At 41.7% G+C, this 12,299-nt stretch carries 9 protein-coding genes and 1 pseudogene; 4 read left to right on the top strand and 6 right to left on the bottom strand.

Annotation, left to right across the window (positions count from 1 at the left end):
• Nucleotides 1-17 precede the first annotated feature (17 nt).
• The 4 genes from RMZ42_RS12580 (at nt 18) to RMZ42_RS12565 (ending at nt 4,557) form a co-directional block, all read left to right on the top strand.
• A complete protein-coding gene (locus tag RMZ42_RS12580) occupies nt 18-1,787 on the top strand; it encodes a DUF3685 domain-containing protein (protein ID WP_322671841.1) in 1,770 nt (589 codons plus the stop codon).
• A 111-nt stretch (nt 1,788-1,898) separates the two neighbouring features.
• Nucleotides 1,899-2,606: a phosphatidate cytidylyltransferase gene (locus RMZ42_RS12575; RefSeq protein WP_322671757.1), complete on the top strand. Its 708-nt coding sequence runs from the start codon at nt 1,899-1,901 to the stop codon at nt 2,604-2,606.
• Between the two features lie 682 nt (nt 2,607-3,288).
• Nucleotides 3,289-3,882, top strand: a complete 594-nt coding sequence (locus RMZ42_RS12570; RefSeq protein WP_322671756.1) for a DUF4360 domain-containing protein — start codon at nt 3,289-3,291, stop codon at nt 3,880-3,882.
• Between the two features lie 111 nt (nt 3,883-3,993).
• Complete coding sequence (locus RMZ42_RS12565; RefSeq protein ID WP_322671755.1) at nt 3,994-4,557, top strand: hypothetical protein; 564 nt, start codon at nt 3,994-3,996, stop codon at nt 4,555-4,557.
• Nucleotides 4,558-4,813: 256 nt separating this feature from the next.
• On the opposite strand, the gene RMZ42_RS12560 is transcribed toward RMZ42_RS12565, so the two are convergent.
• From RMZ42_RS12560 to RMZ42_RS12535, 6 genes and pseudogenes are all read right to left on the bottom strand, one after another.
• Nucleotides 4,814-6,265, bottom strand: a complete 1,452-nt coding sequence (locus RMZ42_RS12560) for an NAD(P)/FAD-dependent oxidoreductase (RefSeq protein ID WP_322671754.1) — start codon at nt 6,263-6,265, stop codon at nt 4,814-4,816.
• Between the two features lie 148 nt (nt 6,266-6,413).
• Nucleotides 6,414-7,472 (bottom strand): threonine-phosphate decarboxylase CobD, encoded by a 1,059-nt coding sequence (gene cobD, locus RMZ42_RS12555; protein ID WP_322671753.1) that lies wholly within the window; start codon nt 7,470-7,472, stop codon nt 6,414-6,416.
• A 26-nt stretch (nt 7,473-7,498) separates the two neighbouring features.
• Entirely contained in the window at nt 7,499-7,783 is a 285-nt protein-coding gene (locus RMZ42_RS12550; protein ID WP_010998076.1) for an HU family DNA-binding protein, read from the bottom strand.
• A gap of 686 nt (nt 7,784-8,469) precedes the next feature.
• The gene (locus RMZ42_RS12545; RefSeq protein WP_322671752.1) at nt 8,470-9,111 is read right to left on the bottom strand and encodes a Uma2 family endonuclease; all 642 of its coding nucleotides are present in this window, start codon (nt 9,109-9,111) and stop codon (nt 8,470-8,472) included.
• A gap of 53 nt (nt 9,112-9,164) precedes the next feature.
• Nucleotides 9,165-9,740, bottom strand: a pseudogene (locus RMZ42_RS12540) (Uma2 family endonuclease).
• Nucleotides 9,741-10,106: 366 nt separating this feature from the next.
• Nucleotides 10,107-12,284 carry an AMIN domain-containing protein gene (locus RMZ42_RS12535; RefSeq protein ID WP_322671751.1) on the bottom strand — a complete coding sequence of 726 codons (2,178 nt, stop codon included), beginning with the start codon at nt 12,282-12,284 and terminating at the stop codon, nt 10,107-10,109.
• Nucleotides 12,285-12,299 lie beyond the last annotated feature (15 nt).

The following is a 12,299-nucleotide window of genomic DNA, read 5'->3' as shown; positions in this document are numbered from 1 at the left end:
ATCTAATTGAGTGGATTATGAGCGATCGCCCTTTAAAATTATTGTTAATCGACCAAGACCCAATTTTTCGTCTGGGATTACGGGTAGCTCTGGAAGCGATTCCTAACCTGGAAGCGATCGCAGTTGTAGAAACTGATACCATTGCCTTGCAGATTCTAGCAGAAATTGCCGAAAAAGACCCTAACCAGGTAAATTTGATAGTTTTAGAATTTGGCAATGGTCGCTCTACCACCAGTCAACAGCTGGGTTTACAATTCTGTCGGCAACTCAGAGCCTTATATCCCAACCTACCAATCCTGCTCCTCAGTTCTATTCAAGAACAAGGACTGCTATTAGCTGCGAAATCTATTGGTATCAATGGCTACTGCTCCAAAGGTACACCACTTCCTGAGTTAATCGCCGCCATCCAAGAAGTTGCAGATGGTGGTTCTTACTGGTTCCAGGACACAGAAGCAATAATAACTCCTAACTCCTGTAGAGACGCGATTAATCGCGTCTCTACTCCTAACTCCTCACTCCCCTTCTTTAAACTGCGAAATCATTTACGTTTGTCAGGAATCGCTAACATTGATGCTACCCTAGCCGCAGTAACAGCACAATTACAAACTCCCGGACTACCAGTACTAGATCGAGCCATTCTAGCTGGACAGCGGCGAGAACTGTTAGCGGCTCGTTGGTTGCTAAATCGGTTGTTGGTTTCATCACAAGAAAGGCAAGAGGAACAGATTCCGCTTGCAGATGAGCCACCTTTGACTCCTTTATTAAGTGGTGCCATTCAGCAAAGGCAAACTGTATCACCTTTACTGAGTCCGGGAACCCTACAATCTGCCTTGTTTACATCTTGTGTTGCTAAACTTCAATTTTCTTTACGAAATGTCACAGATATACCTTTAGAAATTGATATCTTTCGTGAAGATAAAAAACGGGAATTACTTTATCTAATCCTACAAAAATTAGCTGGACAGTTGGATGAACTGCGTACTTCTCAAATAGAGATAAATCAATTATATGAACTAAAGAATACTTTACTATGTGATTTATGGCAAGCAGCAATTACAGATTTTTTTGGAAAATTTTCTCGAATAAAAATAGTTAATCAAAACATAGAAATTGTTAATTTATTGCTACAAAATACAGAAATTGTACAGAAAGAGATTATCAATAAAATTCCCCTAGTTTGTGAGTTATATTCTTATCTGTTATTTCAAACAGAATTGAACATTGATAATACTTCCTATCCAGTAGTAAGTGCCGAAGCTAAGTCTCAAGCATTAATGATTTTAGAGAACTTATTGATTCAGGTAGCGAATGGAGTAGTGCAACCACTATTAAATTATTTAGCAGATGTAGAAGAGATTAAGCAAAACTTTTATGGACGCCAATTGATTTCTACAAGAGAAATTGAACGATTTAGAAATGATTTGTCGTGGAAATATAGATTAGAAAATTATATAAACGAGCCAAAAGCAGTTTTTGAAAGTCGGTATGAACTATTTGTAATTGCGCCTCGTGGCATTGCCAATACTTCAGTTTATGCCCCTCGAAATCAGGAGTTAGTAAAACTTTCTAATATTCCTTTAGTAGTGACATTGCTCCTAGAATTTAGTGATGCGATCGCACCGCGTTTAAAATCACTATTAGCAGTTTTCGGTAGCGGTATAGTTTTTATCCTTACCCAAATAGTTGGTCGGGGTTTAGGTTTAATCGGTCGTGGTATTCTTCAAGGTATTGGTAGCGTTTCGTCAGTAGAAAAGAACTTTAGACGAAATAGCGATCGATCTAAGTGAACCAGCAGGCAAAGATGAGAAGGAGGGGACAAGGGAAATAACTCAATGCCCAATGCCCAATGCCCAATACTTCGACTTCGCTCAGTACAAGTGCCCAATGACAAATGACAAATGACAAATGATTTTATCGGACTAGCAATTTCTTATGTTTACGCTATCAGTCTGCTTGTGATTGGCGAGGGACTACGTAGGCTGTTTGGTGTAAAGCCGGATTTGACCCGCAAAGTAATCCATATTGGTGCAGGGATGTGGGCTTTCGGCGTCCTGCTACTGTTTAAGAATTGGGAAATCGGAATTATACCTTTTGCTACCTTTATCGGACTGAACTACTTGTTTTACCGCTACCGAATCATCGGCGCAATGGATACCCAGGATAGCTCACCTGGTACGGTTTATTTCGCTATCTCAGTGACACTGCTTTTCGGGCTACTGTGGCGACCAAATGGGCCAGTAGATAGCGTTGCGATCGCTGTAGCTGGCATAATGGCGATGACCTGGGGTGACGCACTAGCAGCATTAATCGGTAAACGTTTTGGGCAGCATAAATACCAAGTGGGAAGTTCTGTGCGTTCCTGGGAAGGTTCAGCAGCAATGTTTGTAGCGAGTACAGTAGTGATTTTCTTGGTGCTGTTACTGCTACCTGGTTCTTTGCTAAGTCCCCTAGCAAAGCCTTTAAGTTTCGGATGGGCATTGTTGACGGCGGTGATAACTGCTACTTTTGCAACCTTAGCAGAGGCAGTCTCGCCCCACGGCACAGATAACCTCAGCGTACCTCTAACAGCGGCGGGAGTAGTTTGGATTTTCATGCAGGGTTTTTAAGGCACTTTTAATTACTTCGTTCCCAATCTACAACTAGAATTTCAGCCACTCATAATATAGATTCTCAATAAAAATAGCTATTTCAGTGCGATATCTGCGGCGGGCTGTGACGCTTGACGGCTCACTAACACTGCGCTATCGGTATCGCACTATTAATTCGGCGATTTATACCCCTAATTTTTAGCACCTAACTTTGGAGTACTGCTACTTCATACTACAATACTACTATTTTGAAATTGGCAGTGTTCGTAAACACAAGATATCTGTGATCGAGAACACATATTTTTTGATTGAGACAACTATATGATCTTCCCCACATGGGCAATACAGCAAGAATACATCTTGTAGCCTGATTTCCATCTTGTTTCTCTTAACTCCAGCGATACACTGTTATGCTTCATTTTCTGATTTAGCAGAAATTGTCAAAGCATACCTGAAAGGATTTCCCACAATTGAAGAAGGCAGAAGCCTGTAAGTATCAATCAAAACTTTAGTTGTGGGTGATTGCCCATTACTAGAACAAAATTGTGTCGAGATATAACACAGACACAAAGCATCCTTGCTTCAATCTCATGCTTTTAAGGGTGGGATTAAAGCAGAAATGCCTTCATATCTCGTACCTTCTAGCTTCTGAATGCATTTTTCATCAAAAAACAACTCTAGCAACATAGGTACAATCAATATGAACTTTAAACAATTTGGTGTATTACTGTCTCTATCTACAATTCTTGGAATCAACGCGATCGCGAACAAAGCTTTGGCTGATGAGCCTAGTATTACTTTTGGAGATGCAATCGGGTCTGGTGGATGTAAGGTTGCCGATCAGCTTGTTGGAGAGGATGGTAGAACCTTATCGCTCATCTTGGATAACTTTAGTGCATTCAGTGGTGACCGTAAAAAGTGTATTTTACGCGTTCAAAGTTTTATTCCAAGTGGTTTCATCATCCAAAATGTACAAGTACTGTACCAAGGAACTACTGATATTAATAGCAAGAGTAAAGGTACCAGCTTAAGCAGAACTTATAGCTTTAGTGGTGGTGCTCTTGGTCAAGCCGTAGCTTCCCCTAAAACTAGCAAGTTTACATCTAGTAAGGCATTTGCAGAGCAAGATGAGATTACTGTTTTAGCTGCTACAGGTTTATGTAGTGGTGGTGGACAAGGATTATTAGGTATTAATCTGACTGCACAATCCTCAGCAGGAAGTTCTATTTTTGTTGATACAGCCGATCTCAATGCTGGAGATGTGATACTTTCTTTTGACCTAAAGCGTTGTTAATAGTTGCTTTTAGCGATTCTGGGGATAGATGGTGATACACGCACCAAATTCCAAATTTAGTGGTCTTCAATGAGTGGTGAGTCTAAATCCCCCACTCATTGAATCTACCGAATGTATTCTTCTTTAAAATTACAAATTTCTGTTCATGGAGACGAAGTTATGTTGAGATTGAGTAATGCACGTAATTTTTTCATATTAATGTGCTTGTTTTTTTTCTGTTATGATGCCAATTCATCTAGCACTGCTGCTCCAGTAAACGACCAGCCGCGATTTTCGGTTAACAGAGGATGTAATATAAGCTTCAATCCGCAAATAAATCAGTTTACGCTTCGCGCTCCTATAACTGTAAAGGCACAATCGTCAAGGGCTAGATGTATCATTAGAATTGATACCTCTAATACTCAAAAGCAATTTAGACTCGTGCCTTTAGCTGTAAAAGGTGTAGTCAAGAAAGCACCAGCACAAGTAGCTATCACATCGTTTTTACTTGGCGATAAACCAACTCCATATCAAATAAGATATGAAAGTACTATAAATTTTGATTTGACCAAGCAAATACTTCCAACTAACTATACAACTACAGGAAAAAGTGTTTTAGGCATTAATTTAGTATTAACAACAACCGGAGGAGAATTAGAGTTGACAGATTTCAAATTTACACTTCAACAAAAATAATAAGCTCAATTTTGAGGAATGCTCCCCAATTCTGATGAGGTTGGTCTGCGATCGAGGTGCTGTCAATATTAGCAAAGGCAGCGAGAACTGCAAAGTCAGTAATGATATAGGACTAATATCTGATTTTTGAACGATATTTTAGATAAAACCCTTAGAAAACGGGGTTTTCAGTTTCAAAATGTTTTCAGAAATTAAATTGGAGTCCTATATCAATACCTTGTTTAAGTTATTATAGTGACAATTCCGTACGTAAGTGCTAATTCCAATTGCGACGGACATGGAAGAAGCCTTCTAAAAACTCTTGCAAAGGAATGTTGGTATTTAACTTTTGCTTACTCCACTCTCTTGCAGTTTGTTCCAGAATTTCTGAGAAACTGGGATAGGCAGGAGATAAATTTGCTAGGTGTTTAACTTTAATTTTTTGTGATATTGCCAAGGCAATCAAATTAATTAATTCTCCAGCTTCTGCCCCCAATATCGAAGCCCCTAAAATTTCTCCATTGCGTAGCACAATTAATTTACACATACCAGTGGTTTCATCCCGAAGTTGGGCTGCTGCCACTGTTTTAAAATACTGTCGCAAAACTAAAACTTCATCTCGACGAAATTGGCGTTTTGCCTGTGCCTCTGTCAAACCCACTTGCGCCAGCATCGGCGCAGAAAATATCGCCCAAGGAATTGAGGAATAATTTACTCGTAATCTAGGGAAAAATAGTGCATTGTTCAGGGCAATTTTTGCTTCATAATTAGCGATATTGGCAAAGTCGTAACCACCAATTACATCACCACAAGCATAAATGCGGTGGTTAGTGGTTTGCAGTTTATCATTTACTACTAAGCTACGCCGATGCCATTTCACACCTACTGTTGCCAAATTTAGAAATTCAAGATTCGGCTGTTGGCCAGTCGCCACTAAAATTTCATCAGTTTCAATGGCCTTATCTCCTGCTTGAATCCACTTTTTATTTTCAATTACCCTCACCTGAGTTACTGGTTTTTCGGTGAGTACGCGCACACCTTCGACTTCTAGCTGCGCCTGAAGCAATGTAGCTATCTCAGGGTCTAGATATGGAAGAACATAAGGATGCTTGACTACCAGCGTCACACTGCAACCAAACCTTGCTAAAGTTTGAGCAATTTCAATGCTTTGGGGAATTCCACCGATAATTACCCAATTTTTGGGTAATGTCGTTCCCTGGAACGATTGCCAAATATTAGAAAGGGTTAGATAGCCAGTGGCTTGTAATCCTTCAATCTCTGGAATTTCTGGACGCGAACCACTGGCTAGCAAATAAGTACGGGCACGTAGTAGGCGATTGTTAACGGCAAATGCCAATTGAGGTGAAGATTGAAACTGACCACTGCCAACGATCGCATCGACTCCCTGCGCAGCTAGAATGGCTGGGGAATACTGTTCTTGGAGATTTGAAGCGACGCATTGAGCATACAGCATCGCTTCTTGCCATGCCATAGATATTTGGCATTCTTGTGAGGTATCAGTGTGTGTGGCATGAATACCAAAACCAGCCGCATCCTTCAACTTCTGCGCTAGTTTACCAATTTCGGTAAGAGCATGGTGATGAGTAAACCCGTAGTCTACTTTGGGTTGTACCAGGGCAACTGTAGCATGTAGTTGGGTTGCAGCAAGTGCAGCATAGTATCCAGCAAGACTGCCACCAATAATTACAACATCGTAGTCAACGGTCACGTGAATTTAGATTAGAGTTAGGAGTTAGCAGTTAGGAGTTAAGAGTTAGGAGTTAAGAATTAGGAGTTAGGAGTTAAGAGTTAGGAATTAACAGTTAAGAATTAAAACCTTTTATAAGTTATAACTCCTAACTTATAACTTATAACTCCTAACTCTCTTTTAGCGCTGTTAGTAAGCGTTGGTTATCAGACTCTTGACGTACAGCAACCCGGAAAAAGCGATCGCCTAGTTCTTTAAAACTAAGGCAATCGCGGATTAAAATCTGGTGATACTTAAGTAATTGTTGCTGTAAATGGGAAGTAGATTCTTGGGACTCAACCAGTAAAAAGTTAGCAGCACTTGCTTGGGGTTGCAATCCTGGGATTTCAGCTAAACCCTGAAACAGTTGGTTTCGTGCAGGTGGTAGCCATGCCCAGGTTTGCTGCTGAAACTCCGTATCTTGGAGTGCCGCAATTGCCGCTGCTGCCGCTAGCGTGTTTACAGGCCAAGGGTCACGCCATAGCTGCCACTTAGCTAGGCAGTCGGGGTGTGCGATCGCATATCCCAATCGCAGTCCTGGGAGACTGTAAAATTTGGTCAGCGATCGCAACACTACTAAATTCGGATATTCCTGCACCACCGGAATCAGGCTTTGTTCCTCATTGGGCGGCACAAAATCCATAAATGCTTCATCCACCACAACCAAAGCAAATTGCTCCAGGTAGGGCAAAATAGACTCCCGTGAAAATAGTTTTCCAGTTGGGTTGTGCGGATTATTCAGCAATAGTCCTTTGTCCTTTGTCCTTTGTCCTTTGTCCTTTGTCAACGACCAATGACCAATGACCAATGACAAAGGACACTCCAGCACATTAGCGTTATACGCTGCCAAGGTTCGGTAGTAATCGCCAAAGGCTGGAGTAATCAAAATTGTTGCGGCTAATTGAGCTAATTCCCTACCGATTAAAGTGAGTAATTCTGCGGAGCCGTTACCCGGCAGAATCCACTCAGACGGCAATTGATGGAAGTGACTGAGAGCTAGTCTCAGTTCACTATAGTTTGGGTCTGGATAGTGCTTAAGATTACCAATTTGGGACTTAATAGCAGCGATCGCGCTGTTTGGAGGCCCCAACGGGCTGATGCTAGCAGAAAAATCCAGAATAGCATCAGGGGGACAGCCAGCCAGTGCTGCTGCCCAGGCTAAATTTCCCCCGTGTGCAGGTTGCCGCATTAAAAAAGGGTTCCCGAAGACAGAACCTATGCTTTTGGGGGTGCTACCTTTTCTCTAAACAGTTTTCCTGCGGAGAAGGCAGGAACCCTCGTCGCTGGAATTTCCATTTTTTCATTTGTTTTCGGGTTGCGACCTTCACGGGCTTTACGTTCCCGTGATTCAAATGAGCCAAATCCCACCAATGTCACCTTATCACCAGAGGAAACCGCTTCAATAATCGTTTCTAGAGCAGCAGTTAAGACTGCATCCGCTTGTTTCTTGGTAACACTAGCCTTTTCAGCTACGGCATCAACTAATTCACCTTTGTTCATGTCAAACTCCTGAAGGTTTACTTGAGATTCCAGTACGGATGCACATTAATACATCCGTACTGGAATCTTTGTTTGCGGAAATACAAAAATCATCCTTTGGGAGTATTTTTTCTCAAAACGGCTGTACATCCCATCGGCTCGACTTTTCAATGAATCATTCTAAGGTGTAGTAGCCTGATGTGGATAGATGAAACCATTAATTTATATAGATTTCAGGATTTTTTGTAATTTTAGGGTACTTGTTTCACTAAAAACCACCCCAAAAGTAGGAAAAAATACTTAGTAAATCCCGCAATTGCAAAGAAAACAGGGGAGTAGGAGGTGGAAGATGGTCAATGTTTGTTGGCATTGATTAACGATGTTGAAGAGTTATTGCTGAGATTAACCAATTTTTATGGAAATTGAAGGCTCAGATTCCCAATTTCTCTAAAAAGTCGCAGATTTTGCTCACTTTTTATCTGATGTGGAAAATCCAATGCGAAATTTAACCCCATAGCAAGCTTCTTTAGTAGCGAAGAGGGAAAAATTAAAACTTCTCCCCTAGAAGGCTATCCATTAGTTACATGTTTCTTAACATTTATGGGGCGATGCCTACGGCGGTAAACTACGCTGCAAAAACTTTTTCTGGTGCATCCGTTACGCGTAGCTTACCGTAGGGGTACAACGAACGTAGGCACTGAACAAACCTATTCCCTAGCAGAAATTTTCTGTTGCACCCAAGCCCGAAAAGCACGGGTAGTAGCAATTTCCCCATTCTTCTTAGCTTCTTGGATAAACCGAGGAATCTCCTTGACCGAGACAGGTGCAAAAGTAGGGCTGGTTTCGACTTCTGAGTATTGCCCACCTGCAAGCGTGTAGACTCGCAACACACTGCCGTTATAGCGCCAAAATTCAGGGACTTCCATCGCAGCATAAAGCCTCAGCTTGTCTATTGCAGACCTAGAATATTCCACTTCCAGCACTAGGTCAGGGGGCGGGTCGATAGCTATGTCAATATTTTCTTTATCTCGAACTAGGGCTTCATTTTGGATGTAATAGCTACTATCTGGTTCGGCTCCCCGCTGCAAATCATCCCGCGTTAAAGTTAATGAACCAGCGCGTCTAATTTCCCAGCCCAACTCTTCGCACAGGACACCAACAAAACCTTCAATGACACGGTTTGAGTTCTCGTGCGGCATTTGTGGGGTCATAATTTCTATCGTTCCACTGTCATAAGTCAGTCGGGAATTACGATCTGAACCCATTTCAGCCAGTATGGTTTTAAATGTCTGCCAGCTAATGTTTTGGAGTAAAACCCGATTTTCTGCGGATGTTGTTATTGCCACCATAGTTCAGTTCTTTGCAACAAAACTTTTTCCAGTACTGTATCCCTACGAACCTTTTACCAAATTCGTTGTATATTGAGTACAAAATCAGGTAAAACATTTTCGCCGGAAATAGTTTGAGAACATTTTAAAACTTCCACATCTTGTCCTGGACGATAAATTTATACTTCCTGTTTTTTTCGGTTAATCAACCAACCTAGACGACAACCATTTTCGATGTACTCTTGCATCTGGTTCTGAGTTTTTTTCAAGCTGTCATTAGGCGAAAGTATCTCAATTACAAAATCAGGACATAGGGGAATAAATTTTTCTTTTTGTTCTTTAGTCAAAGCATCCCAACGAGATTTTTCCACCCAAGAAACATCTGGAGAACGGTCAGCCCCGGATGGTAAAGTAAATCCAGTTGATGAATCAAAAACTTCGCCCAATTTATTTTGATCGTTCCAAAACCATATTTGAGCGTTAATAGTAGAATTACTTTTTCCTGTTTCTCCTCCCGTAGGTGGTATTATAATCAACTCTCCTTCCGCATTGCGTTCTAATTTTAAATCTGGGTTTTCTTCACACAATTGATAAAATTGCTCTCTTGTCAGTTGAATTACAGAATTGAGGTTTAATGTAAGTGCTGTCATCAGAGTATTTACCTTTTTGTTAGCTGACTGGCTACAAATCTTCAGTTAAAGTTTTTTAATGAAAATTATAAATAACATTTTCCCAATGGGGTTTTATTTGCAAAGTTTTTCAAACCAAGAAATTCAACAAAATCTAAAACTTCCTCTTGTTTGTCTTGTGGAAGAAAGTGCCACTTTGTTAATAACTCTTATTCTGAAATCATTAGTATTTACCCACTACCATTACTTTTATTGTAATTGGGTATTTTTATTGTAGAATAACGTTTAAATTTAATCCTACTTGCGAACAAGAAGATCCCCGACTTCTTAAAGAAGTCGGGGATCTGAGCCTTTAGCAGAAATGACTCACTTACTCGTTATCTTTAATTATCTGCCAGGAACCTTCAACCCCCGACGCTCAAGGATTTGCCGCACTTCTGGGCTAGGGGCGTAGTTATAGCCGTAGGAGGAGTTCTCAGAGTCATCCATAATCTGAGGTGTAAGCAACACAATCACCTCTTGACGCTGGTTTTGTCGGTTTGTACTTCTAAATAACGAACCAATCAGTGGAAGATCGCCTAAGATAGGAATTTTGGAGACAGCTGTCCGATCTTGGTCTTGAATAATACCACTTAGGATTAGTGTCTGACCATCTCGTAAGCGAATTAAGCCAGAAGTAAGAGAGCGCTCAGACACTAAAATAATTTGTCCATTTCCTGTATTTTCTGAGGCGGAAGGAGCGCTGACAGTAGGAGCAACCGATAAAGAAACGAACCCATTATCGTCAATCCGCTCAATTTTGACACTCAAGGTTAAGCCAACTTTTTGTTTCTCAATTGTTCTTTCTGTTCTAGAACCACCAGAAGTATCCGTTGTTTCCAGGGTTATATTTCCCACTACTTCTTGAGTCAGATTCACCAGAGCCTGCTGACCTTCTTGCACAATTAAGGTTGGGTCGGTCAAAATCTTGGCATTGCCATTTGTCACTTGAGCCTGCAAGCTAGCGAGAAGACTTTTAGTAAATGTTATTGGCTTTGCAACAGTGCTAAAGACATCATTCACGATCGGTGTACTAGTCAAGCTAGTTCTTACTTCATCACTAGTAGCTGGTCTTTTACCTCCAAAATTCAGAGAGGCGATACCACCATCATTGCTAAAGTAATTGTTACCAACCCCAAAAGAAAAGCTAGTGTTGTAGTCTTGAATGTTCGAGAGGTTGACATCAATAATCTTGACGTTGACTACCACTTGACGACGGCGGATATCAAGCTGAGTTAGTTGAGCCATCGCAATCTCAATGAGTCTAGGAGGGCCAATTAAGGTAAGTGAATTGGTGCGCTCGTCTCCTAATGCCTGTAAACCTCTTAGTAATGGATTAGAGTCTTGAAAACTAGCGCGTTGGGTTTCCAGTCTGGTTTCTGTGGTCGTCTGAGTTTGGGTGATGGGAGCAGCCGTATTACCCACGGCTACAGCACTAACACTAGTAACTTGTCGTTCGCGGCTGACAGCAGTTTCTGCTCCTAAGCCAACCAAAAAATTCAGAGCGGTTCCCACCGTTACCTGATTGAGTCGCATACTACGCATAACCATGTCACGCGTTGCATTAGGTAGTTTAGCTCCGACAAAAACTGTACGACCACTACGGTTAGCTTCTAAACCACTCAAGCGCAAAACGTAGTTAAATACATCTTGCACTGGCTCATTTTCTATGTCTAAAGAAATAGTTTGAGAAACTGCTGGTGCATTAGCACCGCCACCTGGCTGACCTCCACCACCTTGCTCACCTCCTACGTAAGCCAAGTTCAAACCGGCAGCACGAGCAAGCAATGACAAAACCTCACGTACTGGGGCATCTCGCAGTACTAGACGAGGTACACGTTCCTGAGTTGCTAAGTCAACGGTACTAGGAGACGCATCAGTAGCAGAAATAGCAATATCTCCCACTGGTGGGGCGACGGCTCGAGGTAAGAACGGTGGAGCCTGACTCACAGGTTGACCTGGCCCAGCAGCTTGTGCAGGTTGTCCGTCAATGGTGACTTCCGGGTTAGGAACGAGAACACCTGGATTTTGACCAGGTTGGGCTGGAGTTGTAACAGGTGGTGCTGTGGATGTTGGGGTTGTTGGGGCTGTTGGCGTTGGCACTGATGCTGTAGAGCCTGTTGAAGGGCTAAAGCTGAGTGTAATTCCATTTGGCGATCGCATCACGGGTTGACTGCCAGGTGCATTGTTGCTCCCAGTTACCGTCACCCGAATACTATTAGCATCAAGCTGACTAACCTCAACAGAGGCAATTCCTGGTGCTGGGTTATCTTGACGAAAGCTATTACCTTGTGGTAATCGTAATTGAGTGTTGATAACATCAGCGACTAAAGCCTTGCCTCTTTTTGTAGTGAAAACTTGGGGGCGCGATCCGGAAGAAGTTTTCAAAGCGACGTTAATTCCACCATTAACTGGATTTAACTGGACATCAGTAACTTGACTAATTTGTGCCCAAACTGGTTGAGCTGCCAAAAATACAAAAGCAGCAGTAGCTAAAATAAAACTATTACCGTGAAGCTGTTTCACAGTTCATTCCTCACC

The sequence above is a fragment of the Nostoc sp. DedQUE05 genome (assembly GCF_034530955.1).
In the GTDB taxonomy this organism is placed as follows: Bacteria; Cyanobacteriota; Cyanobacteriia; order Cyanobacteriales; family Nostocaceae; genus Nostoc.
This window is presented reverse-complemented; position numbering and strand designations above follow the sequence as displayed.